Here is a 23,086-nt window from a genome sequence, read left to right on the forward strand (position 1 = left end):
CCCCCGCCCCCGCCCCGCCGCCGTTTTCCCGCCCTCGTCCTGGAGACACTGATGTCCGAAGAAACCGCCCCCCGCGACTCCCCGCACGGCCCCGGCCGTCAGCGCGTCATCTCCGTGATGACCACCGTCTTCGTGGTCCTCCTCGTCACGATGCTCGTGCTCGGCACGATCCTCGTCCTGCTGCAGATCGCCGGTCTGGTCGTCGTGAACGGCACCCTCATCGCCGGCGCCTCCGCCGCGCTCAGCCCGTGGACGTTCGGCGTCGCCGGTGTGCTCGGCATCTGGACGCTCCTCCTCTCCTACGCCCACGGCTGGAAGCCCGCCGACTAGGCGGCGCTCCCTCGACACGGAACGAGAACGACATGACCGACAGATCCCTCCTCGAGCGCTTCGCCGCCCTCCCCGTCGCCAACGTCGGCGACTCCATGGACCGCCTCGGCGTCGTCGACGCCGCGATCCGCCCCGTCTGGCGCGGCGCCCGACTGGCCGGCCCCGCCTTCACGGTGGAGGTCGCCGGCGGCGACAACGCGGGCATCCACGAGGCGATCGGCCGGCTCAGCCCCGGCGACGTCCTCGTCGTCAACGGCCACGGCGTGCAGGACCGCGCGCTCGTCGGCGAGCTGATCGGCGAGCGGCTGCGCAAGGTCGGCTGCATCGGCATCGTGATCGACGGGGCGCTGCGCGACGTCGACGACCTCGAGGAGATGGGCTTCCCGGCGTTCGCCCGCGCGGTCAGCCCGGCCGGCCCCTACAAGAACGGACCGTTCCGGCTCGGCGTGCCCGTCGCGATCGGCTCGGTCGTGGTCTCCCCCGGCGACCTCGTGCTCGGCGACTCCGACGGCCTGGCGGTCGTCCCGCGCGGCGAGGCCGAGGCCGTGCTGGAGCGGGCGGAGGCCAAGCACGCCACGGAGACCGCGACTCGGAAGAGCATCCTGGCGGGGCCGTGACCGGGGACGGGACCGCCGCCGGGGACGCCGGGGTAGCGGACGTCAGCGCCGCGGCCCGGGACAATGGTGGCCATGGCCCAGACTCCCGCGGACGCGTCCGCCTCGACCGTGCGCAGCGTCGACCGCGCGCTCGACCTGCTCGAGCTCCTCGAGCGCAGCGACTCCCCGTTGCGGCTGGTCGAGCTGAGCCGCGGCTCCGGGCTGCAGAACGCGACCGTGCTGCGGATCCTCGGCTCGCTGCAGCACCGCGGCCTCGTCGCCACCGAGAACGGGCTCTACCGGCTGGGGCCGGCGGCGCTCGGGATGGGGCACAGCTACCTCGCGACCGACCCGCTGATCGCCCGGGCCCGGCCGGTGCTGCAGCAGCTGGCGGGCAGCACGGGCCTGACCGCCTCGCTCTACGCGCGGATCGGCGACTCGCGGATCCTCACCGTCCGCGTCGACGGGCAGGACCCGCTGCGCTACCAGCTCCCGCTCGGCCGCCGGCTGCCGCTGCACGTCGGCGCCGGGAAGAACATCCTGGCCGCCCTGCCGGAGGACGAGCGCGACCGGATCCTCGAGGGGCTCGGCGACACCGACACCGCGGCCGGCGAGCGGGTCACGGCCCGCGAGCTGCGCGAGCAGCTCGCGCAGGTCCGCCGCGACGGCTTCCATATCTCCATCAACGAACGCGAGACCGGCGTCGCCGCCGTGAGCGTGCCCCTCGGGGGCGCTGCCGGTGACGTGATCGCCGCGATCTCGGCCTCGGGCCCCCTCGAGACCACCCCCCGCGCCCACCTCGAGGCGCAGGTGCCAGAACTGCGCCGAGCGGCGAACGCCCTCCAGCGCTGATCAGCCGGAGCGCACGAGCGTCCGGCGAAGGAAGGACGCGCGATGCGCATCGGATTCATCGGACTCGGCGAGGCCGGAGCCCTCTACGCGGCGGCGGCCGCCGCCCACGGCGACACGGTCTCGGGCTACGACCCGGCCGCTCCCGGCACTCCCGAGGGGGTGGAGCGGACGGCTGACCTGGCGGGCGCCGTCTCCTCCGCCGACCTCGTCGTCGTGCTGACGGCGGCGTCGCTGAGCGAGCGGATCGCGGCCGACGCCGCCCCGCACCTGCGCGCGGGCGCCGTCTACGCCGACTTCACCACCGCCTCCCCCGCCACGATGGAGGCGGTCGAGCGGGTGATCGACGCCGCGGGCGGCCGATTCGCCGACGTCGCGATCCTCGGCCCCGTGCCCGCCAAGGGCGCGCGGACCGAGACCATCGTCAGCGGCGCCGCGGCGGCGGACGTCGAGGCCTGGCTGTCGTCGCTCGGCGCCGAGGTCGAGCGGATCGACGGCCCGGCCGGCGTCGCGACCTCGCGCAAGCTGCTCCGGAGCGTGCTGATGAAGAGCCTCGCCGCGGTCGTCGTGGAGGCCGTCACCGCCGGCCGCGCCGCCGGCTGCGAGCCGTGGATCCGCGAGCAGATCGCCGCCCAGCTCTCGGGCGACGTCGAGGCCAAGATCGACCGCTACGAGACCGGCAGCCGCAAGCACGCCGTCCGCCGCAGCCACGAGATGACCTCCGTCGTCGAGTACCTCACCGCCCTCGAGGTCCCGTCCGAGATGTCCGCGGCCTCGGAGCGCGTCCTGCAGCGCCTCGCGGACGAGGAGGCGGGCGGCGCATCGCGGGCGTGAGCAGCGAGCGCTCCCTGCTGGTCGAGCAGCCCCGCAGGGGCGTATCGAGACCCATCCTCAGACGTCGGTGGATCTCGATACGCCCGCTCCGCGGGCTACTCGATCACCATGCATCTCCCGGACGGAAAGGGCGCAGCGGCGACCGCCCTCCATGTTGGTCGAGTAGCCCCGCAGGGGCGTATCGAGACCCGCCGTCGTCATGCGTTCGGGTCTGCAGACCCATCTTCAGACGTCGGTAGATCTCGATACGCCCGCTCCGCGGGCTACTCGATCAGCATGAATTCACCAGCGCGAACAAGGTGATCTGTCCGAGGAGACCCAGCTCGGGTTGTCTTCGAGGGCTCCGACGCGCCGCGCCCACCGCTCCCCGGTCCTAGCCCCGCTCGGCTCCGGGCTCAGCGCCCGCCCAGCTCGCGAGGTAGGGCAGGCGCCGCTCGAGCGCGAAGACGCGGGCGACCTCGGCGGCGTCGGCGCGGCGGCGGGCGGACTCCTCGTCGGTGCCCGACCAGGCGTAGGGGTAGGGGAACGGGTCGGTGAGGTGCGCCATCAGGTGCAGCACCATCTCGTCGTCGTCCTCGGCGGTGACGTCGGGGCTCGCGGTGCCGCGCTCGTTCCACTCGGCGCTCCAGCGGCCGGCGAAGTCTCGGCGGGCCGACCAGCGCGGGTCGCCGTCGTAGGCGAGGCGGTCCTCCCGCACGACGGACCAGTGCCGGTCCCGCGACGGCAGCAGCTCGCGCGCCGCCTCGACGACGGAGACGGGCGTCCAGCCGGCGGGGAAGAAGGTGCGCAGCGCGGTCGCCAGGACGAGCGGAGTCGGGAGCGTCGACGCGTCCGCGCGGCCGGCGCTCACCAGCGCGCACACCGCGAGGGTCTCCGGGTGCGGCCCTCCGGAGGCGCGGCCGAGCTCGGCCAGGTGGATCGCGAGGGAGCGGTGGAACGCGGCCGAGGCCTCCGCGTCGGCGAACGGCGGGGCGGGGATGCGGCGGTCGAGCCGGATCCGGGGGATGTGGCGCACGACGGGTCCTCTGGTCGGTCGGGTCTCAGGTCACGGCTGCCGAACGGCGCGCGGCCGCAGGCCGTCGAGAAGCACGTCGAGCAGCACCGCCCGGTCGGCGGGAGAGCCGAGGCGGACGGCGTGCTCGATGCCGCAGACGAGGTGCTCGAGGTGGTCGATCGTGAGGTCCGGGCGGACGGCGCCGGCGGTGCGCGCCGCCGCGAGCACGGCCGCGAAGGACTCGAAGATCTCGCGCTTGGCCGCGCGGACGGACTCGGCCTCGTCCTCCGGCGAGAGCAGCACCGCCTGGAGTCCACCGTCGGACAGCTGGAGGTCGAGCGCCTCGCGCAGGTACACGGCGAGGGCGGCGCCGGGGTCGGGCAGGGCGGCGGCACGACGCGAGACGGCGAGCATCGCGTCGAGAGTGTCGGCGGAGAGGGCCTCGACGAGGGCGTGGACGGTCGGGAAGTGCCGGTAGACGGTGGCGACGCCGACCCCGGCCTCGCGAGCGACCTCGTTCAGCCGCAACGTGCCCCGGTCGTGGGTGCGCGCGACCTCGAGGATGCGCGCGCGGCTCCGCGCGGCGTCGGATCGGAGGACTGCCATGCGCCCCATCCTACGCAAGCGGACGAGTCATCCGTTTCGTGCTAGCGTCCGATGCGGATACATCATCCACTTCGAGAGACGAGGACCGCATGACGAGCGAGCACCCGAGTTGGGACACCGACCGACTCCCCGACCAGACCGGGCGCACCGTCGTCGTGACCGGTGCGACCGCGGGCATCGGCTACTTCGCCGCCGAGCAGCTGGCCGGCGCCGGCGCGGACGTCGCCCTGGCGTCGCGCTCGGCGGGCAAGCTCCGGCGGGCGGCGGACACCCTCCGCGACGTGGTCTCGCGAGCCCGGGTCCGGACCGTCGTGCTCGAGCTCGGCTCGTCCGCCTCCGTCGACCGGGCCGCCGCGGAGCTCGCCGCGCTGCCCCGCCTCGACGGGATACTGCTCAACGGCGGCGCGATGAGCATGGACCCGCGCGCGGTCACCGAGGACGGGCTGCCGCTGCTGCTCGGCACGCACGTCGCCGCCAGTGCGCGACTGGTCGCGCGGCTGCTGCCCGCACTCGCGGCCACCGCGGCCGAGCACGGCGGCCGGAGCCGGATCGTGCACACGTCGACGGGGTTCGTGCAGCAGTTCCCGATGCGGGTGGACGATCTGCGCCGGGTCCCGCGGGTGGGCATCAGCGCCTACACGAAGGCCAAGACGGCGACCGAGATCTGGGCTTTCGAGCTCGACCGCCGGCTGCGCGCCGCGGGCGTCCCGGTCGCGTCGATCGTCACGCGGCCCGGAGTGGGCGTCGACGCGAAGACCCCGGAGCGCGCGGGGATCCGCGACGCGACGACCCCTCACCAGCGCAATCCGTACACGCCGTGGGCGCAGGGCAAGGACACCGCCGCCTGGTCGGCCGTGCGGGCGCTCACCGATCCGCAGCTGCAGGGCGGGGAGTACGTCTCCCCGCGAGGACGCCTGCGGGGAGCGCCCGTGCTCGTCGCGCCGCCGGCCCGGACCGCCGCTCCCCCGGCGGACGCGGCCGACCGGCTCTGGCGCCAGGTCGAGGAGCTCGCGGGGGTCGGCGTCGACCTCTGAGGCCTGACCCGCGGTCAGCCCTCGAGCCAGTCGAGGGCTGCCGTGAGCAGCCGCACGTGCCCGGGCGAGGAGTACGACGCGGCGTCGTGGCCGAGCGCGTCGTAGACGGTGCGGCCGCCGCCCTCGCGCTCGAGCGCCCAGGCGATCGGGTGCCGCTCGCCGTCGTGCTCGTGCGTCGCGAGGATCCGGGCGGCGTCCGCGACCTCGAGCCAGGAGTAGCGCTCGTCCTGCACATCGAAGTCGTCGAGGCCCGCGGTGATCGGATGCGCGCCCGCGGCGATCGCGATGCGGGCGGGTCCGTAGTCCGGGTGCATGGTCGTGCCGCGGACCCACCGTCCGCCGAGGAGCGTCGCCCAGTCCGGGGAGTCCCCGAAGCTCGTGGAGCTGACGTGGATCCCGAGCACCGGGACCGCCGACCGGTCGAGCAGGGCGAGCGCCGCCGCCCCCTCGGCGAGCGGGCTCGCGCCGCCGTCGCGCGGCTGACCGACGTCGACGACGAGCAGGTCCGGGAGCGGTGCGCGGCCGGAGCCGAGATCGGCGAGCGCCTGGTCGACGTCGCCGCGGATCTCGACCTCGTGCCCACGCGCCGAGAGCAGCGCGGCCAGGGCGGCCGCGGTCTCTCCGAAGGGATGCCAAGGATCGGCGTAGCGGCCGTCGCCGCGGAGGAGCAGGGCGGTCACGGGAGCTCCGTTCTCGCGGACATCGGTCGCGGCAGCGCGGTCAGCTCGCGCGCGGCATGCGGAGGTCCGAAGACCGCATCCGCCGAGCCGTATCGTCCCACGCGGGTTCCGCGAACTCGCTCTCGTGGAGTGCAGCCGCACAACATCAGCTGAGAGTGGAGGGCCTCCGCTGTCAGGGGAGGCCGGTCCGTTCTGGCTGATGTTGTGCGCGCCGATCCCCTCGCCGGCCGCGGCGAGTCGCCGCCCGGCCCCCGCGACTCTCCGAAAGCTGCGGTAGTGGCGCGCGACTACCGCAACTTCTGGAGAGTCGAGGAGGGATGCAGGCCCGGCGTCAGAACGACGGGACCCGGGCGATCCAGCCGGTGGCCTCCTCCAGGGCGCGGGTGACCGCCAGCAGCTGGGCCTCGCGGCCGTGGCGGCCGACGACCTGGACGCCGACGGGGAGGCCGTCGGGGGTGAAGCCGGCCGAGGTGACGACGACCGGGTGGGCCGTGAGCGTCAGGCGGTTGGCGAGCATCTGCCAGGTGAAGTAGCGGTCGAAGTCGTGGCCGTCCACGGACGGCACCCACTCGAGCTCCGCGGGTGGCGCGACGACGGGGGTCGCCGGCAGGATCAGCACGTCGTGCGTCTCGAGGACGCGGGCGGTGTCGCGGAAGAGGCGGGTGCGGCGCTCGTAGGCGTCGGCGAGCTGCGTCGCCGACATCGCTCGGCCCTGCTCGACGTTGCGGAGGTAGTCGGGGCGGAAGCCGGTGGCGCCCGCGTCGACGGCGTGCCGGCCGCCGAGGAAGAACTCGAAGGTCTCGATGGTCTCCCAGGCCTCGTCGGCGCCCGCGAAGTCGGGCTCGTCCGCGTCGAGCACGGCGCCGAGTCCGGAGAGCTGCGCGGCGAACGCGGCGTGCACGGCGCGCACGGCGGGGTCGATCGGCAGCCCGCCGGCGTCGTCGCTCCACGCGATCCGCAGGCCGTCGACCGCGACCGGGCGCGCGGCGTGCACGGGCAGCGACGACAGCGGCCAGACGCTCTTCTCGACCGAGAGCGCGTCGAGGAAGAGGGCGGCGTCGGCGGAGTCGCGAGCCATCGGGCCGGTCACGCCGTGCGGGGTCCAGGCGTTGCCGGTGCGCCCGCTGGCCACGCGGCCGGGGCTCGGCCGCACGCCGACGACGTTGCAGAACGCGGCCGGGTAGCGCAGGCTGCCGCCGCTGTCGGAGCCGTCGGCGATCGGCAGCATCCGCGCGGCGAGGGCGGCGGCCGCGCCTCCGCTCGACCCGCCGGCGTGGCGCGAGACGTCCCACGGGTTCACGGTGGTGCCGAAGACCGGGTTGAAGGTCAGCACCCCCTGGCCCATCTCGGGGGTGTTGGTCTTGCCGATGATCAGGGCGCCGGACTCGCGCAGCAGCGCCGCGAGGACGCTGTCGTGCGCGGCGGGCGCGGCGTCGGCGAAGGCGGCGGAGCCGTTCGTCGTCGGGAAGCCGGCGACGTCCATCAGGTCCTTCACCGCGGTCGGCAGGCCGTGCAGCGGTGGCAGCGCCTCGCCGGCCGCGAGCGCCTCGGCGGTGCGGCGGTCGGCGGCCTCCGCGGCGGCGAGCGAGACCGAGTCGGGCTGCTGCGAGACGACGGCGCGGATCGCGGGGTTCCGCTCCTCGATCCGCTCCAGGTGCGCGCGCATCACCTCGACGACCGAGACCTCGCGGGAGGCGACGGCCGCGGCGAGCTCGACGGCCGAGCTGTCGGCCAGGTGCTCAGCCAGGCCCGCCATCAGCGGCCGCCCTCGTGCCCGTGCTGCTGCTCCGCGTGCTCGTGCCCGGCGTGGGCGTCCGACGCGCCATCGGTGTGGCACGCGTGCGCGTCGCCCGAGCTCCCCGGCGCGCAGTGCGCCGACTCCGACGCCGGCACGTCGAGCGACGGGTTCCGGTCGAAGAACCCGTCCGGCTCCAGCCGCAGGCTGATCCGGTCGACGGGCATGATCGGCCACTGCTCCGGGCGCGGGAAGTGGTGCACGCCGAGGACCGGCCAGAGCACGAGGCGCTCGTTCTCGAGCGAGCGGTCGGCCTGCTGCCAGACGTGCACGCCGTCGTCGCCGAGCTCGCCCTGGTTGGGGTACTCGCCGGCGATGAAGCGCTGCTCCGGGTCGAAGGCGCTCGCCCAGAGGTGCTGCCCGACGAAGGGCGCCTTCCGCTCGACGACGCTGCCCGGGCGGGCGTAGAGCTGCGCGGTGTTCTGCAGCGCGAGGCGGTAGGCGGTCGCCTCGCCGTAGCGGTTCTGCGCCGACTCGCTCTCGATCCGCCAGTGCAGCGCGCGCGACGGGTCGGCGCGGCGGGCGGCCACCGACTCCGAGGCCAGCGGCGTCTCGACGGCGAGGCAGGCGTTGCCGTAGGGGTTGGTCGTCTCGTCGGGGTCGGCCTCGGCGTGCACCTCGACCAGGCGGTTGAGCGGGCCGTCGATCGCGGTGTCGAGGCGGACCGCGAAGTAGTGCTGGTGGATCGGCGCCTGCACGTTCGGCGCGACCATCCGCCCCGAGCGCGGCGACTCGCCGTCGGCGATGCCGCTGACCGACATCAGTCCGGTCAGCTTCACCTCGAGTTCGACCGAGCCGTCCTGGTACAGCGACCAGTAGAAGCCGTAGTCGTAGTTCGCGACGGTCGCGAAGCTGGAGATCACCAGGCGGCGGCTGCGGCGCACCTCGGCGCTGCCGGTGCGGGTGTTCACGTGCTTCCAGAGGATCGAGTCGTCCTCCTCGTGCAGGCAGATGCCGTTGACGATGGTCTGCGGCTCGCCGTGGCCGTCGAGGTAGTCGACGTCGAAGTAGCGGATCTCGCCGAGGCAGTCGCAGCCGAGCTCGAGGCTCGCGGTGAGCGGGCCGGCGCCGTACTCGCCCCAGTCGAAGAAGTTCTTGCGGTAGGCGGTCGGGTCGCTGTCGAGGTACGGCACGTACATCTCGTTGACGGCGGCGCGCGCCAGCACCGGACGCTCGACGTCGCCGTCGCGGTAAGTCAGCTCGTGCAGCACGAGGCCCTCGCGGTGGCTGAAGCCGACCCGGAACGACCAGTTCTGCCACTCGACGCGGTGCCCCTCGATCGCGAAGCCCGGGCCGTCGGCCTGGACGATGTCGAGCTTCGACACCTCGCGGTCGGGGCCCCAGGTGCCGGCGGTGTAGACGCCGGTCTCGCTCGCCATCGGGATCACGCCGTGGTCCTCGATCCGGATCACCTCGAGGGTGTCGAGGTCGAGGATCGGCACGAGGCCGGCGACCGGGCGGGCGTAGCCGTTGTCCTCGGGGAACTCGCGGTACCAGACCGTGCCCCAGCTGAGCCGGCGGTCGGCGAGGTCGTCGGGGACGAAGCCGGTGATCGACTCCGGGTCGACCCAGACCAGCGAGGTGTCGGTGATGCCGCGGAGGGCGAGCGCCTCCGCGAGCAGCGGCGAGTTCCGGGCCGCCTGGGCGATCAGGCGCGCCTCGTCGCTGGAGACGCCGGGGCGGCGGTGGTCGACGTCGGTCCAGACCTCGACGATCGCGGGGCTGTCGGGGCCGGCGGTCCAGCCGCGCACCTCCCAGGCGGCGCGGGCGTCCGGGTCGAGCACGACCAGGCGGACGGGGCGGGCGCCGCCGGGCGCGATGCCGCGCGCCTTCTCCTCGTCGAGGCTGATGCCCCAGAAGCGCGGGCGGGCGCCGATGCGGTCGCTCGCGCGGACGGCGGCGACGAAGGACGCGATCTCGGCGGCGGCGAGGGGGTCGAGGGAGTGCGAGTGAGTGGTGAGGGTGCTGGTGCTGGTGGAGCTCATGGCGGCGGCGGTCCTTCGGTTCGGGGCGTCAGGCGTGCGGAAGAAAAGGGGAGTTCAGCGGGATAAGAGGAGCGGAGCGACGGGGCCGGTCCGACGAGGCGGGCGCGGTTCCCGGCCGCGACGGTCGAGAGCGGTCAGCCCGCCCCCGCGACGATCGCGCGGCCGTCGGCCCGCGGATCGCTGGCCGCGTCGAGCCGCCCGTCGCGGTGCAGCCGCACGAGCTGCACGTGCCCGGCCTCGTCGATCGGGCCGGACGATTCAGCGACCGGAAGCCCGAGCTCTCCCGCCGCAGCGACCGCAGCGGGAACCCCCGGCTCCGCCACGAGCGTCAGCTCCTCGTGCCCCAGATCCCGCGCCCCGACGACGAACCGCGGCCGCTCGAGCACTACTCCCGGATCCGCGGCCGGATCGAGCAGCTCGCGCACGAGCTGCGCGAGGATCCACGGCTGGGCGCTGCCGCCCTGGCAGCCGAGGCCGAGCAGCAGGTCCCCGCTCTCGGCGATGACCGGCAGCAGCGTGTGCGGCGGGCGCAGGCCCGGGCCGACCCGGCCGGGGTGGGCGGGGTCGGTGCTGAAGGCGGAGCCGCGGTTGTGCAGGACGATGCCGGTGCCGGGGTCGAGGATCCCGGAGCCGAAGAGCTGGTAGACGCTCTGGATCAGAGTGACGACGGTGCCGTCGGTGTCGGCCGCGGTGACCGCGACCGTGTCGCCGAGCGCGCGGCCGGCCCGCGGCAGGGAGCCGCGGGAGAGGGAGCGGGGGTCGAGCATGGCGGCGACGTCGATCGCTCCGCCGCGCGGGTCGCCGAGCGCGGACTGCCGCACGAGCGCCGCGTCGCGGACCGCCTCGACGAGCTGCGCGGTGTCGCCGGAGAGCGCCTCGGGCAGGACGCCGAGCAGCACCACGCCCTGGCTCGGCGGAGGGGCGACCCACCAGCGCACGCCGCCCTCGCGGGAGGCGGCCGGCTCGACCAGCTCGGCCTCGTGCGCGGCGAAGTCGGCGGGGGTGTGCGCGCCGCCGAGGGCGGCCAGGCGCGCGGCGAGGGAGTCGGCGATCCGGCCGCGGTAGAACGCTCCGGGATCGTCGACCAGCTCTACCAGTGAGGCGGCCAGCGCGGGCTGCACCAGCAGGTCGCCCTCGCCGAGGAGCCCGCCGTCGCCGTCGCCGAAGACGCCGCGCATGCCCTCGTCGGCGAGCAGCTCGTCGCGGCGCAGGGCGATCGCGCGCCCGAGCCCCGCGGAGATCGGGAAGCCGTCGGCGGCGAGCATCGCGGCCCGGCGGAGCGGAGTGTCGAGGCCGAGGCGCCCGCCGAGGCCGGCGATCGCGCACCAGCCGGCCACCGCGCCGGGGATCGTGACGGTCTGCGCGCCCTGCCGCGGCATCCGCTCCTCGCGGGAGAGCGCCGCGACGTCGATGCCCGCGGGCGCCGCTCCGGCCGAGACCACCGCGACGACGTCCTCGCCGGGGCGGCGGACCAGCGCGATCAGGTCGCCGCCGAGTCCGCACTGGTGCGGGTAGACGACGGTGAGCGCAGTCGCGGCGGCCAGAGCGGCGTCGATCGCGTCGCCGCCGTCGGCGATGGCACGGGCCGCGGCGTCGAGTGCGGCGGGGTGCGGCGCCGCGACGGCGACGCGGGCGGGAGGCGGGGAGAGGGTCATGCGGTCACCGTCCGGTCCGGGCTGAGGAAGTCGAGGTCGGGGCGGTCGACGCCGTCGACGAGGTCGGCCAGCGCCTCGCCGATCGCGGGGCCGAACTTGAAGCCGTGGCCGGAGCAGGCCGCGGCGACCAGCACCTCGGGCCGGCCGGGCAGCGCGCCGACGACGAACCGCTTGTCGGGGGTCATCGTGTAGAGGCAGGCGACGGCCTCGCCGCCGGCCGTGTCGATCCCGGGGACGAAGCGACGGAGCAGGCTCTCGAGGTGCGCGATCTCCGCCGCGGTCGGCGGGGCGACGGGGACGGCCGGGTCCCAGACCGGCCCCGCGTCGACGCCGATCTTGGCGCCGGAGCCGGCCGCCTCGGGCAGGCCGAAGACCAGGCCGTCCGGCAGATCGACGGAGAAGCAGCCGAGCGCCGGCGGCTGCGCGGCGCTCTGGCCGGCCGGGACGGTGAGGGTGAGGATCCGCTGCACCTCGAAGAAGCCGGCGGTCTCGGGGAGCAGCCGCTCGACCCAGGCGCCGCCGGAGACGACGAGCCGACGGGCGCGCAGCTCGCCGGCGGAGGTGCGGACGGTGACGACGCCCGCGCTGTCGCCGGTGCCGACGCTCCAGTCGAGCACCTCCTCGTCGAAGCGCAGCTCGGCGCCGGCGGCGGTCGCGGCGGACTGCGCGAAGGCCAGCGCGCGGGCGGCCTCGACGACGCCGGCGTCGGGATCGTGGACGACCCCGTAGTCGGCGGGCGGAGCGAAGGAGGTATCGGGCACGGCGACCGGCCGGCTGCGCCCGCCCTGCAGCGCCGCCTCGCCGCGGTGCGCGTAGAGGCCGCCGGTCGGGTGGACGAAGGGCGCGCCGGCCGCGGCCGACCAGCGGTCCCAGCCGCGGAAGGCGCGGTCGACCAGGTCGTTCCAGACCGGGCTCGGGTAGGCGCGACGGATCATCCGGGTCGCGCCGTGCGACGAGCCGCGGACGTGGCCGGGGCCGAACTGCTCGATCCCCACCACGCTGCGCCCGCGCAGGGCGAGCTCGAAGGCGGTGGCGGAGCCGTGGATCCCGAGGCCGACGACGATCGCGTCGTGGACGGTGTCGTCGGAGACCGTCATGAGCTCACCCCCGCGACCGCCGTCAGCAGCGCCTCGACGTCCGACTCGTCGGTGTAGACGTGCGGCGACACCCGGACGACGCTCGCGAGGCCGCGCGCGCCGAGGTCCCACTGCGCGTGCGAGGCGGGCACCGCGAGCGAGTCGACGGCCGCCTCGCGCAGCCGCGCCGAGACGGTCTTGCCGGGGACGCCGTCGACGGTGAAGGTCACGATGCCGGACGGCGACACGGGCGGATCCGCCACGGTGACGCCGCCGATCGCGGACAGCTCGGTGCGCAGCCGGGCGCCGAGGGCCACCAGGTGCGCCTCGGTCGCCGCCGTGCCGCGCTCGTGCGCCTCGCGCAGCGCCTCGCCGAGTCCGAGGCGGAGGGCCACCGACGACTCCCAGGTCTCGAGGGCTCTCGCCGTGCCGTCCATCGTCCACTCCTGCTCGCTCGTCCACTGCGAGCCTCGCACGTCGGGCGCCCAGGCCCCGATGCCCTCGAGCAGGCCGCGGCGGAGGAAGACCAGCCCGGTCCCGCGCGGCCCGCGGAGGAACTTGCGTCCGGTGGTGACCAGGGCGTCGCAGTCGATCGCGCGGACGTCGATGTCGAGCTGACCGACCGACTGGGTCGCGTCGAGCACGGTGATCGCGCCGTAGCGGCGGGCCAGCGCGCCGATCGCGGCGACCGGCTCGACGAGTCCGGAGGAGGTGGGGACGTGCACGGCGCTGATCACGGTGCGGCCGCTCGCGGTGGCGAGGGCGCTCTCCAGCGCCTCGATGTCGAGGCCGCCGCTGGAGTCGTTGGGGAGGAGCGTCAGACGGACGCCGTCGTAGCGCTCGAGCGCGAGCAGCCGCAGCGCCTGGCTGACGTAGCTCGAGCGCGGGGCGAGCACGGTGTCGCCGGGGCCGAGGCGGAGGGCGTCGAAGATCGCACGGAGGCCGCTGGTCGCGCTGTCGAAGAAGGCGATCTCGTCGGCGTCCGCGCCGAGCAGCGCGGCGGCGGCGGCGTAGGCGGCGTCGACCCGGTCGGCGACGTGGTTCGCGGCCTCGTAGCCGCCGATCCGCTGCTCGAGGCGGAGGTGCGCGATGACGGTCTCGAGGACCGAGTCGGTCATCAGGCCCGCGCCGGCCGCGTTGAAGTAGTGCCGGCCGGCCGTGCCGGCGGTGCGAGCGCGCTCGGCGGCCACATCGATGGACGTCCGGGCGGGGGCGCCACCGGTGAGGCCGATCGTCATCTGCAGGTCCCTTCTCGCGGTCGCCGTACCGCCGACCCCTTAATGGATCCCATCGTACGCAGGTTGTATCCATTCTGGCTACCGCCGGATACGCTTGCGGCATGAGCCACTCCGCCGTTGAGCACTCCGCCGAGCAGCACTCTCCCGAGCAGCGTGCCCGCGAGCTCGGCCTCGCGATCCCCGACTACCTCGACCCTCCCTACGGCGGGCGCTACGGCGGCAGCACCCTGCGGGCGTTCCACCGCACCGGCGACCTGCTCGAGCTCAGCGGCATCACCCCGGAGTCGCGCGACGGCGCCCTGCTGCACCCGGGAGCGGTCGGCGTCGACATCACCCTCGAGCAGGCACGGGAGGCGGCCCGCTACACCGCCGTCAACGCGCTCGGCATGATCCGCGCGGCCCTCGGCTCGCTCGACGAGGTCGTCGCCCTCTCGCGCGGGCTCTGCTTCGTGCTGTGCTCGCCCGGCTTCGAGCGCCTCAACGAGGTCTCGAACGCCGCGAGCGACCTCCTCCTCGACGTCTTCGGCCCCGACGCCGGCCGGATGGGCCGCGCCTCCATCGGCGCCACCGCCCTCTCCCGCAGCGCCTGCTTCGAGCTCTGGCTCAGCCTGGAGTGCCGGCCCCGCTGACACCCCCCCTCCGGCCGAGGCGTCCTCGAACGGTCGAGACGTCCAGGAGCAGCGGGACGCCTCGACGGTTCGAGGACGCCTCGGCGGCGCACTCCAGGTCCATGCTGGGGCCCCAGGCCCGCTCGCCGAACCGCCTGCGGCCCCGCCCGCCGGGGGCCGCAGGCGGCCGCCCTAAGCTCGAGGGCGTCGGTGGTCGGTGCAGCCCAGCAGGAGGACGAGTCGTGGACGTGGTTCTCGGAGTCGACGTCGGCACGTCCAGCACGAAGGCGATCCTCGTCGGCCTCGACGGGCGGGTGGTCGCCGAGGCGGCCCGGGCGCACGTCGTCGACCGGCCGCGGCAGGGCTGGGTCGAGATGGACTCCGGCGTCTGGTGGGCCGAGTTCCGCAGCCTCGTCGCCGAGCTGACCGCCGCCGCGCCGCACGGGGTCGTCGTCGCGGTCGGCGTCAGCGGCATGGGCCCGTGCGTGCTCCTCACCGACGCGGCCGGCGACGAGCTCCGCCCCGCGATCCTCTACGGCGTCGACACCCGCAGCGTCGGCATGCTCGACGAGGTCACCGCGCTGCTCGGCGGCGAGGAGGCGATGCGCGCCCGCACCGGCTCCGGGCTCTCGGCGCAGGCCGCCGGCGTCAAGCTCGCCTGGGTCGCCCGCCACGAGCCGGAGCTCTGGCGCCGCGCCGTCCGCTTCACCATGCCCTCCTCGCGGATCGTCGAGCTGCTCACCGGCGAGTACGTGCTCGACCACCACTCCGCCAGCCAGTGCACGCCGCTCTACGACGTCGCCCGCGAGGAGTGGATCGACGAGTGGGCCGCCCTGCTCGCCCCCGGCCTGCAGCTCCCCCGCCTCGGCTGGCCCGGCGAGACCGCCGGCCGCATCACTCCCGAGGCCGCCGCCGCGACCGGACTGCCGGCCGGCGTGCCGGTGGTCTTCGGCACCATCGACGCCTGGGCCGAGAGCCTCAGCGCCGGCCGCCGCCGACCCGGCCGGGTGTTCCTCCAGTACGGCACGACGATGTTCCTGGTCGCGCCGATGGCCGCCCCGACCCCGCTCGGCGGGATGTGGACGACGGTCGGCGCCGCTCCCGGCGAGCCGACCGCGGCCGGCGGCATGGCCACCTCCGGCGCCGTGACCGACTGGCTGCGCCGGCTGACCGGCGCCTCCTGGGCCGAGCTGCTCGACGAGGCCGCGCGCTCCGGACCGGGCGCCGGCGGGCTGCTCGTGCTGCCCTACTTCGCGGGCGAGCGCTCGCCGTTCGCCGACTCCGACGCGCGCGGCGTGATCGCCGGGCTCGGCGTCGGCTCCACCCGCGGCGACCTCTACCGCGCGGTCCTCGAGGCGACGGCCTTCGCCGTCCGGCACCACCTCGAGGTGCTCGGCGAGCACGGCGTGCGCGTCGAGGCGCTGGTCGGCGCGGGCGGCGGGGTCGCCGCCGAGCTCTGGCCGCAGATCGTCAGCGACGTCTGCGGCCTGGAGCAGGTGATCCCCACGGTCTCGGTCGGCGCGGCCTACGGCTCGGCCGTGCTCGCGGCGGGCCTGGTCACCGAGGTCGACATCGAGGAGTGGAACCCCGCGGCGACGACCCTCGTGCCCGATCAGGCCGTCGCCGCGCTCTACGACGGGCTGTACGCGGACTTCCGCCGGCTCTACCCCGAGACCCGCGCCACCGTGCACCGCCTGGCGCAGCGGAGCCGGGACCTCGGGGCAGGCGGCTGATCTCTAGGCGTCCACGCCCGCCGGCGCGCTCCCGTCGTACCCGCAGATCGCCGCGACCTTGCCCGCCGACGCGCTCGACGGGTCGAACTCGTAGCCGAGCCACTCCCGCGCCATCCGCCGCGCCACCTCCAGCCCGACCACGCGCTGGCCCAGGCAGAGCACCTGCGCGTTGTTCGACAGCACCGACCGCTCCACCGAGTAGGAGTCGTGCGCCGTCACCGCGCGCACCCCCGGCACCTTGTTCGCCGCGATCGCGACGCCCAGGCCCGTGCCGCAGACCAGGATCGCGCGGTCCGCGGACCCGTCGGCGATCATCCGCGCGGCCGTGACCGCGATGTCCGGGTAGTCGGTGTGGCTGTCGGCGTCGACGCCGACGTCGGTCACCAGCGAGACGCGGTCGTCCTTCAGCAGATCGGCCTTCAGCGCCTCCTTGTAGTCGTGGCCCGCGTCGTCCGATCCGACGACGACCCGATAGGTGGTGGTCATTCCGCTCCTCCTTCTGCAGTGGCTTGCGTGGTGGCATCCGCACCGGCGCGCTCCGCGAGGACGTCGCCGACCGCGGTCAGGATCATCCCCATCGAGGTCGCGCCCGCGTCCGGTGTGCCCAGGCTCTTCTCGGCCAGGGGTCGTGCGCGGCCGACCTTCGGCCGCAGGTCCGCCGTCGCCGCGGCGCGCTCGACGGCGACGCCCGCCGCCTCCCGCCACGCCTCGACCAGCGACGAGCCGCCCGCCACCCGCTCGCGCAGCACGCGGGCGAACGGCAGCAGCGCGTCGAGCATGGTCTTGTCGCCCTCGCTCGCCCGCCCGAGATCGACGATCGACTCCGCGAAGGCGTCGACCCCGGCCACGACGTCCGCCGCCGAGTACTCCTCGCGCCCGTCGGTGAGCGACGCGCCGAGCGCCTCGAGCGCCGCACCCCAGAGCACCCCGGAGGTGCCGCCGGCCTGCTCCGCCCAGGACTGCCCCGCGCGCGACAGCAGCCAGGCGCCGCCCGCGCGCTCCTCGATCCGGTCGAGGCGCCGGGTCGCCGCGCCGATGCCCTTGAGCATCCCTCGGCCGTGATCGCCGTCGCCTGCGACCGCGTCGATCCGCCCGAGGGTCTCCTCCTCGCGCTGCAGCAGATCGTGCATCCGGGCGAGGGCCGCGCGCACGGTCTCGCCGAGCGCGACGGCCGCGCCGGTGGCGGAAGGAGCGGACTCCTCCTCACCCGCCGTGGCGTCCTCGCCCGAGGGCGCCAGCAGCGCCGCGACCGGAGCCGCGACCCGGCGGTAGGCCGGCGTGTAGGCGTCGGCGCGCCAGAACCGCTCGAGCTCGTCGTCGAGCCACTGCAGCGTCAGCGAGACACCGCCCATGTCGAGGCTGGTGACCAGCTCGCCGACCTCCGGCTCGACGGTCTGCAGCCCGGCCTCCTCCAGTCGGCGCGCGACGTGGCGCCAGAGCAGGAAGAGCTCCTCGTACTTCGTGGTGCCGAGCCCGTTGAGGATCGGGGCGACGCGCGTCGTGCCGCCCTCCGCACGGGCACCCTCGGGAAGGTCCGCCAGGAGCCGGTCGACGAGCAGATCCGCCAGCTCCGCCGCGCGCAGCAGCTCGATGTCCTGGATGCCGGGCTCGCCGTGGATCCCGAGCCCGAGACCCAGGTGACCCTCGGGCACGCTGAACAGCGGCTCGGCGGCGCCGGGCATCGTGCAGCCCGAGAACGCGACGCCGAGCGTGCGCGTCGCCGCGTTGCTCGCGTTCCCGATCCGCTCGACCTCGTCGAGGGACAGCCCCTCGGCGGCAGCCGCTCCCATCGCCTTGAACACCGGGAAGTCGCCCGCGATCCCGCGGCGCTTCCCGATCTCCTCCGCCGAGGCGATGTCGTCCGTGACGACGACGATCCGGGTGTCGATCCCCTCCTTGCGCAGCCGCTCGGCCGCGATGCCGAAGTTCATCGTGTCGCCGGCGTAGTTGCCGAAGCTGAACACCACTCCGCGGCCCTGATCGGCCGCCTTCGCGACCGAGTAGGCCTGCGCCGCGGAGGGCGAGGTGAAGATGTTGCCCACCACCGCTCCGGTCGCGAGACCCGGGCCGACCGTGCCGCTGAACGCCGGGTAGTGCCCGGAGCCGCCGCCGATGACGACCGCCACCTGCGGCGACGCGCCGGCGGTGCGGTGCGCGACCACTCCGCCGGGCACGCCGCGCAGGCGGTCCGCGTAGAGGGAGAGGAAGCCGGCGAGCTGGTCCTCGGCGAACTCGTCGGGGTCGTCGTAGATCGTCGTCATGCCGTCAGCTCCGGGCGTCGGCCGCGACGACCGCCTCGGTCAGCGACGGGACGATCGAGACCTTGACCGAGCCGCCCTGGCTGTCGGCGACGAGGTCGAGCGCCTCCTGGAACTGCTCGAGCGGGAACTGGTGCGTGCAGATCTCGTCCATCGGCAGCACGCCGCTCTCGAGCAGCTTGATCGCAGCGGGCCAGCAGTTCGGGCCGAGGTGGGCGCCGAGGACGTTGAGCTCCTTGTCGTCGCTGATGATCGACCAGTCGACCGAGGCGTTCGAGCCGAAGACGGAGTACTCGACGTAGGTGCCGAGCTTGCGCAGGATGTTGAGGCCCTGCGAGACCGCGGACGGGTGGCCGGTGGCCTCGATGTAGACGTCGGCGCCGTAGCCGCCGGTGAGCTCCTTGACGACGGCGACCGCGTCCTGCTTCGTGATGTTGATGACGAGGTCGGCGCCGGCCTTGGTGGCGAGCGCGAGCTTCTCGTCGCTCATGTCGAGCGCGATGACCATCTTCGGGTTCTTCTGCCGGGTGCCCGCGATCGCGCCGAGGCCGATCGGCCCGGCGCCCGCGATGACGACGACGTCGTCGAACTGGATGCTGCCGCGCTCGACCGCGTGCATGGCGCAGGACAGCGGCTCGCTGAACGCGGCGACCTGCGGGGCCAGGTCGCGGCTGACCGGGTGGGTGAGCGCGCGGGTCGGGACCAGCACGTACTCGGCCATCGCACCGTCGAAGCCCTTGAAGCCGAACATGTCGTGCGGTCCGCACATCCAGTAGGCGCCCATCAGGCAGTAGCGGCACTCCCAGCACGGCACGATCTGCTCGCAGGCGATGCGGTCGCCCAGCGCGACGCCGCGCTTGGCGAGCGCCGCGTCGTCGCCGGCGACGACGGTGCCGACGAACTCGTGGCCCGCGATGCGGTCGCGCTCGGCCCACGCGGGGCGGTTCTCGTCGCCCCAGAACTTGGCGGCGCCGTGGTAGCACTTCAGGTCGCTCGCGCAGACGCCGACCGCGTCGACGCGCAGCAGCAGCTCGCCGGCGGCGGGGACCGGCACGGGCACGGTCTCGAGGCGGTAGTCCTCCGGGCCGTGCACGACGACGGCGCGCATGGACTCGGGCACGTCGGAGCCGTCGAAGTGCCGCGTCTGCGGGGCCGTCTGCGGGGAAGGAGTGGTGATGGTCATGGGAAGCCTCCGAGGGGTTCGCGGGGCCGCTTCGTCGCGGCCTTCCCGAACCTACCCCGTCCAGAACACTTGTCAAGAACAGAATTTCTGTTCTTCGCGGTGCATGGCCGATCTGCCGCCAATTCCGTCGCGGCCCTTGCGGAAATTCTGTGTTGAACATAATTTCTTCTCCGGAGGCGGGTTCGCCCACCTCCCGCAGCGACGGAGCCGCCTCAGGGAGACGCCGTCACGAGCACCACCACGACCAGCACTCCCGACCAGCGAACGGACACCGCGATGACGCGTGCACTCCCTCCCACCACGAGCAGGCCCCCGATCGGCGCCTCCCGGAAGCGCCTGATCCTCGCCGCGGTCGTCGTGGTCGTCCTCGCCGCGATGGCGTTCAGCACCAAGGTCGTCGGCGCCGACTCCGACCTGGGCGCCGGACCCGCCGAGTTCTCGGCCGAGTCCTGGGCCGCCGAGAACTTCCCCGTCATCCAGGAGGGCATCGCCGACCGCGCGGTCGACGCCGCCACCCTCGCCACCGCGATCGCCGCCGACAGCGCGGCCGCCGCGACCGAGTACGGCGTCGCCGGCGGCACCGGCCCCGAGTTCGCCACCACCTTCACCGGCACCGTCGGCGCCGGCCAGAACGGCATCTACCCCGTGACCGTCGAGGGCGTCCCCGGCGACGTCCTGATCCGCGTGCAGACCGGCCCCGCGATCAACGGCACCGACCTCCGCGACGCCACCGGCACCGTCGAGTTCGGCCAGTTCACCAACCAGATCGACTACCAGGACGCGGCGAGCGCCCTCAACGAGCAGCTGAAGACCACCGTGCTCGGCGCGGTCGACACCACCGCGCTCGAGGGGAAGACGATCCAGGTCACCGGCGCGTTCCAGCTGATCAACCCGGCCGGCTGGCTCGTCACGCCGTCCGAGCTGGTGGTCCAGTGAGCACCGCCGCGGCCCCGGTCGCCGGCATCGGCGAGGTCGTCCTCGAGGCCGTCGACGTGGTCAAGACCTACGGCGCCACCCGCGCGCTCAAGGGCGTCGGCTTCTCGGTGCACCGCGGCCAGGTCACCACCCTCTTCGGCGAGAACGGCGCCGGCAAGTCGACGCTGATGAAGATCCTGTCCGGGGTCGAGCAGCCCACCTCGGGCGAGATCGTGCTGAACGGCACCGCGGTCGCCTTCGAGGACACCGTCGACGCCCGCGAGCACGGCGTCTCGATCATCCACCAGGAGCTGAGCCTCGCCCCGAACCTCTCGGTGCGCGACAACATCTTCCTCGGCCGCGAGATCACCGGCCCGTCCGGCGTCGACTACGCCGAGGAGGCGCGCCAGGCCCGCGCGGTGCTCGAGGAGCTCGGCGAGGACATCGACCCGCTGACCCTCGTCGCCGACCTGCGGCTCGGCCAGCAGCAGCTGATCGAGATCGCCCGCGCCCTCTCCGTCGACGCGCGGATCCTGATCATGGACGAGCCGACCAGCGCGCTCAGCGCCGCCGAGGTCGAGGTGCTCTTCACCGTCATCCACGACCTCACCGCCCGCGGCGTCTCCATCGTCTACATCTCGCACCACCTGGAGGAGGCGCTGGAGATCACCGATCACGCCGTCGTCCTCCGCGACGGCTCGGTCACCGCGACCGCCGTCGCCGCCGACATCGACCTCGCCTGGGTCGTCCGCGCGATGGTCGGCGAGGGCTTCGACCTCGGCTCGCCGCCCACCGGCTACCCGTTCGGCGACGTCGCCCTCTCGGTGCGCGGCGTCAGCGTCGCGGACCCGTCGATCCCCGGCCGCGACGTGGTCGACCGCATCGACCTCGACGTCCGCGAGGGCGAGATCGTCTGCCTCTACGGGCTGATGGGCGCCGGCCGCACCGAGCTGCTCGAGGCGATCGCCGGCCGCACCGCCGTCACCGCCGGCACGATCTCGAAGAACGGCCGCGACCTGGCCGGGATGTCGATCGCCGAGCGGATCGGCGCGGGCCTCGGCCTCGTCCCCGAGGACCGCCAGCGCGACGGCCTGGTGCAGACCATGACCGTCGGCCGGAACCTCTCGCTCGCGAGCATCGGCTCCTTCGTGAAGGGGCTGTTCCTCTCCCCCCGCCGCGAGGTCGACCTCGTCACCGACTCGATCCGCACCGTGCACGTGAAGACCGCGGGCGGCGAGGCGATGATCGGCTCGCTCTCCGGCGGCAACCAGCAGAAGGTCGTCATCGGCAAGATGCTGGCCACGCAGCCCGACGTGATCCTGCTCGACGAGCCGAGCCGCGGCATCGACATCGGCGCCAAGGCCGAGGTCTTCCGGCTGCTCTCCGAGCGCGCCCGCGACGGCCTGGCCGTCGTCTACACGACCTCCGAGGTCGGCGAGTGCCTCAGCATCGCCCACCGCATCATCGTGCTGAGCCGAGGCCGAATCGCGGCCGAGTTCGGCTCGGACGTCTCCAAAGAAGACATCATGGCCGCCTCCGGTGAGGCCGTGATCTCGTGACCACTACGGAACGGAAGCCCTCAATGACCTCCACCGCGACCGGGCAGCGACGCCCCGCGCTCTTCAAGGACGGTTTCGACCTCGGCCGCCTGCTGCTGCAGGGGCGCGCGTTCTTCGCGCTGATCGCGATCATCGTCGTGTTCTCGATCCTCTCGCCCAACTACTTCACCGTCGGCAACATCCTCACGATGTCCTCGCACGTGGCGGTCTACGCGATCCTCGCGATCGGCATGCTGCTGGTGATCCTCAACGGCGGCATCGACCTCTCGGTCGGCTCGACGCTGGGCTTCTCGGGAGTGATCGCCGGCTTCCTGATGCAGGGCGTGCAGATCGGCGGGAGCACCCTCTACCCCGCGCTCTGGGTCGTGGTCGTGCTCTCCTGCGCGGCCGGCGCGCTGATCGGCCTGATCAACGGGATCCTGGTCGCGCGGTTCAAGGTCGCCCCGTTCGTCGCGACCCTCGGCATGCTCTACGTCGTCCGCGGCGTCGGACTGCTGATGACGAACGGCCTCACCTACAACGACCTCGCGGGGCAGCCCGAGCTCGGCAACACCGGCTTCGACTGGCTCGGGTTCAACCGCCTGCTCGGCCTGCCGATCGGCGTCGTGATCATGATCGTCGTCGCGATCGTGGTCAGCCTCCTGCTCAACCGCACGGTCTTCGGCCGCTGGCTGTACGCCTCGGGCGGCAACGAGCGCGCCTCGGAGCTCTCCGGCGTGCCGGTGAAGCGGGTCAAGGTCCGCGTCTACGTGCTCTCGGGCCTGTTCGCCTCGATCGCCGGCCTCATCCTCTCCTCCGAGCTCACCAGCGCCAGCCCCACCGCCGGCAGCTCCTACGAGCTCACCGCCATCGCCGCCGTCGTCATCGGCGGCGCGGCCCTCACCGGCGGAGTCGGCACCGTCCGCGGCACGCTGCTCGGCGCGTTCGTCATCGGCTTCCTCTCCGACGGCCTCGTCATCATCGGCGTCTCGTCGTACTGGCAGACCGTCTTCACCGGCGCGGTGATCGTCTTCGCGGTCCTGCTGAACGCGGTGCAGTACCGCGGGAAGCCGCGCAAGGGCGGCGGCTCCGGCCCGCGGCCCGCCTCCGACGCGGGCGCTCCGGCGCCCGTCCCCCAGACATCGGGCGCCCCGGCCGCCTAGGCCGGCCTCCCGAGAG

Annotated in this window: 21 protein-coding genes; 10 read left to right on the forward strand and 11 right to left on the reverse strand. The window is 74.1% G+C overall.

Going from position 1 to position 23,086, the window contains the following annotated elements; all coding sequences use genetic code 11:
* Nucleotides 1–51: 51 nt before the first annotated feature.
* From MT350_RS08530 to MT350_RS08545, 4 genes are all read left to right on the forward strand, one after another.
* A complete protein-coding gene (locus tag MT350_RS08530) occupies nt 52–330 on the forward strand; it encodes a hypothetical protein (RefSeq protein ID WP_243599565.1) in 279 nt (92 codons plus the stop codon).
* Nucleotides 331–362: 32 nt separating this feature from the next.
* Nucleotides 363–947, forward strand: a complete 585-nt coding sequence (locus MT350_RS08535) for a methyltransferase (RefSeq protein ID WP_243599564.1) — start codon at nt 363–365, stop codon at nt 945–947.
* A 72-nt stretch (nt 948–1,019) separates the two neighbouring features.
* A complete protein-coding gene (locus tag MT350_RS08540) occupies nt 1,020–1,778 on the forward strand; it encodes an IclR family transcriptional regulator (protein WP_243599563.1) in 759 nt (252 codons plus the stop codon).
* A 42-nt stretch (nt 1,779–1,820) separates the two neighbouring features.
* Complete coding sequence (locus MT350_RS08545) at nt 1,821–2,609, forward strand: NAD(P)-dependent oxidoreductase (RefSeq protein ID WP_243599562.1); 789 nt, start codon at nt 1,821–1,823, stop codon at nt 2,607–2,609.
* A 373-nt stretch (nt 2,610–2,982) separates the two neighbouring features.
* Here the strand turns inward: MT350_RS08545 and MT350_RS08550 are convergent, their stop codons facing one another.
* Nucleotides 2,983–3,624, reverse strand: coding sequence for a hypothetical protein (locus tag MT350_RS08550; RefSeq protein ID WP_243599561.1), 642 nt, complete (start codon nt 3,622–3,624; stop codon nt 2,983–2,985).
* Nucleotides 3,625–3,654: 30 nt separating this feature from the next.
* Entirely contained in the window at nt 3,655–4,209 is a 555-nt protein-coding gene (locus MT350_RS08555; protein ID WP_243599560.1) for a TetR/AcrR family transcriptional regulator, read from the reverse strand.
* An 89-nt stretch (nt 4,210–4,298) separates the two neighbouring features.
* Here MT350_RS08555 and MT350_RS08560 point away from each other — a divergent pair, with 89 nt between their 5' ends.
* A complete protein-coding gene (locus MT350_RS08560; protein WP_243599559.1) occupies nt 4,299–5,243 on the forward strand; it encodes an SDR family NAD(P)-dependent oxidoreductase in 945 nt (314 codons plus the stop codon).
* Nucleotides 5,244–5,257: 14 nt separating this feature from the next.
* Here MT350_RS08560 and MT350_RS08565 read toward each other — a convergent pair whose 3' ends face one another.
* From MT350_RS08565 to MT350_RS08590, 6 genes are all read right to left on the reverse strand, one after another.
* A complete protein-coding gene (locus MT350_RS08565) occupies nt 5,258–5,923 on the reverse strand; it encodes a ThuA domain-containing protein (protein ID WP_243599558.1) in 666 nt (221 codons plus the stop codon).
* Between the two features lie 331 nt (nt 5,924–6,254).
* Nucleotides 6,255–7,679: an amidase gene (locus tag MT350_RS08570; protein ID WP_243599557.1), complete on the reverse strand. Its 1,425-nt coding sequence runs from the start codon at nt 7,677–7,679 to the stop codon at nt 6,255–6,257.
* On the reverse strand, nt 7,679–9,703 hold the full coding sequence (locus MT350_RS08575) for a primary-amine oxidase (protein WP_243599556.1): 2,025 nt from the start codon (nt 9,701–9,703) through the stop codon (nt 7,679–7,681). Before MT350_RS08575 ends, MT350_RS08570 begins: the two co-directional genes overlap by 1 nt.
* A 134-nt stretch (nt 9,704–9,837) precedes the next feature.
* Nucleotides 9,838–11,358: a gamma-glutamyltransferase gene (locus MT350_RS08580; protein ID WP_243599555.1), complete on the reverse strand. Its 1,521-nt coding sequence runs from the start codon at nt 11,356–11,358 to the stop codon at nt 9,838–9,840.
* Nucleotides 11,355–12,455, reverse strand: a complete 1,101-nt coding sequence (locus tag MT350_RS08585; RefSeq protein ID WP_243599554.1) for an FAD-dependent oxidoreductase — start codon at nt 12,453–12,455, stop codon at nt 11,355–11,357. Before MT350_RS08585 ends, MT350_RS08580 begins: the two co-directional genes overlap by 4 nt.
* The gene (locus MT350_RS08590; protein WP_243599553.1) at nt 12,452–13,672 is read right to left on the reverse strand and encodes an aminotransferase class V-fold PLP-dependent enzyme; all 1,221 of its coding nucleotides are present in this window, start codon (nt 13,670–13,672) and stop codon (nt 12,452–12,454) included. The genes MT350_RS08585 and MT350_RS08590 overlap by 4 nt, the downstream gene beginning before the upstream one ends.
* Nucleotides 13,673–13,773: 101 nt before the next feature.
* On the opposite strand from MT350_RS08590, the gene MT350_RS08595 reads away from it, so the two are divergent.
* Nucleotides 13,774–14,301, forward strand: a complete 528-nt coding sequence (locus MT350_RS08595; RefSeq protein WP_279392298.1) for a RidA family protein — start codon at nt 13,774–13,776, stop codon at nt 14,299–14,301.
* Nucleotides 14,302–14,528: 227 nt separating this feature from the next.
* The gene (locus tag MT350_RS08600) at nt 14,529–16,013 is read left to right on the forward strand and encodes an FGGY-family carbohydrate kinase (RefSeq protein WP_243615730.1); all 1,485 of its coding nucleotides are present in this window, start codon (nt 14,529–14,531) and stop codon (nt 16,011–16,013) included.
* A 3-nt stretch (nt 16,014–16,016) separates the two neighbouring features.
* On the opposite strand, the gene MT350_RS08605 is transcribed toward MT350_RS08600, so the two are convergent.
* From MT350_RS08605 to MT350_RS08615, 3 genes are read right to left on the reverse strand one after another with little or no spacing between them, the layout of a single operon-like run.
* Nucleotides 16,017–16,499 (reverse strand): ribose-5-phosphate isomerase, encoded by a 483-nt coding sequence (locus tag MT350_RS08605; protein WP_127888036.1) that lies wholly within the window; start codon nt 16,497–16,499, stop codon nt 16,017–16,019.
* Complete coding sequence (locus tag MT350_RS08610) at nt 16,496–18,274, reverse strand: dihydroxyacetone kinase family protein (protein ID WP_243615731.1); 1,779 nt, start codon at nt 18,272–18,274, stop codon at nt 16,496–16,498. The genes MT350_RS08605 and MT350_RS08610 overlap by 4 nt, the downstream gene beginning before the upstream one ends.
* Before the next feature lie 4 nt (nt 18,275–18,278).
* A complete protein-coding gene (locus MT350_RS08615) occupies nt 18,279–19,454 on the reverse strand; it encodes a zinc-binding dehydrogenase (RefSeq protein ID WP_243599550.1) in 1,176 nt (391 codons plus the stop codon).
* Nucleotides 19,455–19,730: 276 nt separating this feature from the next.
* On the opposite strand from MT350_RS08615, the gene MT350_RS08620 reads away from it, so the two are divergent.
* From MT350_RS08620 to MT350_RS08630, 3 genes are read left to right on the forward strand one after another with little or no spacing between them, the layout of a single operon-like run.
* Nucleotides 19,731–20,390, forward strand: coding sequence for a DUF2291 family protein (locus tag MT350_RS08620; protein ID WP_243599549.1), 660 nt, complete (start codon nt 19,731–19,733; stop codon nt 20,388–20,390).
* On the forward strand, nt 20,387–21,928 hold the full coding sequence (locus MT350_RS08625) for a sugar ABC transporter ATP-binding protein (protein WP_243599548.1): 1,542 nt from the start codon (nt 20,387–20,389) through the stop codon (nt 21,926–21,928). The genes MT350_RS08620 and MT350_RS08625 overlap by 4 nt, the downstream gene beginning before the upstream one ends.
* Nucleotides 21,929–21,951: 23 nt before the next feature.
* A complete protein-coding gene (locus MT350_RS08630) occupies nt 21,952–23,070 on the forward strand; it encodes an ABC transporter permease (RefSeq protein WP_123447405.1) in 1,119 nt (372 codons plus the stop codon).
* The last annotated feature ends 16 nt before the right edge of the window (nt 23,071–23,086 follow it).

Source organism: Rathayibacter sp. VKM Ac-2928 (assembly GCF_022815545.1).
GTDB classification, from domain to species: Bacteria; Actinomycetota; Actinomycetes; order Actinomycetales; family Microbacteriaceae; genus Rathayibacter; species Rathayibacter festucae.

Coding starts and splice junctions, on each gene's coding strand:
- MT350_RS08530 (WP_243599565.1), top strand. CDS start 52: ATGTCCGAAGAAACCGCCCCCCGCGACTCCCCGCACGGCCCCGGCCGT.
- MT350_RS08535 (WP_243599564.1), top strand. CDS start 363: ATGACCGACAGATCCCTCCTCGAGCGCTTCGCCGCCCTCCCCGTCGCC.
- MT350_RS08540 (WP_243599563.1), top strand. CDS start 1,020: ATGGCCCAGACTCCCGCGGACGCGTCCGCCTCGACCGTGCGCAGCGTC.
- MT350_RS08545 (WP_243599562.1), top strand. CDS start 1,821: ATGCGCATCGGATTCATCGGACTCGGCGAGGCCGGAGCCCTCTACGCG.
- MT350_RS08555 (WP_243599560.1), bottom strand. CDS start 4,209: ATGGCAGTCCTCCGATCCGACGCCGCGCGGAGCCGCGCGCGCATCCTC.
- MT350_RS08560 (WP_243599559.1), top strand. CDS start 4,299: ATGACGAGCGAGCACCCGAGTTGGGACACCGACCGACTCCCCGACCAG.
- MT350_RS08570 (WP_243599557.1), bottom strand. CDS start 7,679: ATGGCGGGCCTGGCTGAGCACCTGGCCGACAGCTCGGCCGTCGAGCTC.
- MT350_RS08575 (WP_243599556.1), bottom strand. CDS start 9,703: ATGAGCTCCACCAGCACCAGCACCCTCACCACTCACTCGCACTCCCTC.
- MT350_RS08580 (WP_243599555.1), bottom strand. CDS start 11,358: ATGACCCTCTCCCCGCCTCCCGCCCGCGTCGCCGTCGCGGCGCCGCAC.
- MT350_RS08585 (WP_243599554.1), bottom strand. CDS start 12,455: ATGACGGTCTCCGACGACACCGTCCACGACGCGATCGTCGTCGGCCTC.
- MT350_RS08590 (WP_243599553.1), bottom strand. CDS start 13,672: ATGACGATCGGCCTCACCGGTGGCGCCCCCGCCCGGACGTCCATCGAT.
- MT350_RS08595 (WP_279392298.1), top strand. CDS start 13,774: ATGAGCCACTCCGCCGTTGAGCACTCCGCCGAGCAGCACTCTCCCGAG.
- MT350_RS08605 (WP_127888036.1), bottom strand. CDS start 16,499: ATGACCACCACCTATCGGGTCGTCGTCGGATCGGACGACGCGGGCCAC.
- MT350_RS08610 (WP_243615731.1), bottom strand. CDS start 18,274: ATGACGACGATCTACGACGACCCCGACGAGTTCGCCGAGGACCAGCTC.
- MT350_RS08615 (WP_243599550.1), bottom strand. CDS start 19,454: ATGACCATCACCACTCCTTCCCCGCAGACGGCCCCGCAGACGCGGCAC.
- MT350_RS08620 (WP_243599549.1), top strand. CDS start 19,731: ATGACGCGTGCACTCCCTCCCACCACGAGCAGGCCCCCGATCGGCGCC.
- MT350_RS08630 (WP_123447405.1), top strand. CDS start 21,952: ATGACCTCCACCGCGACCGGGCAGCGACGCCCCGCGCTCTTCAAGGAC.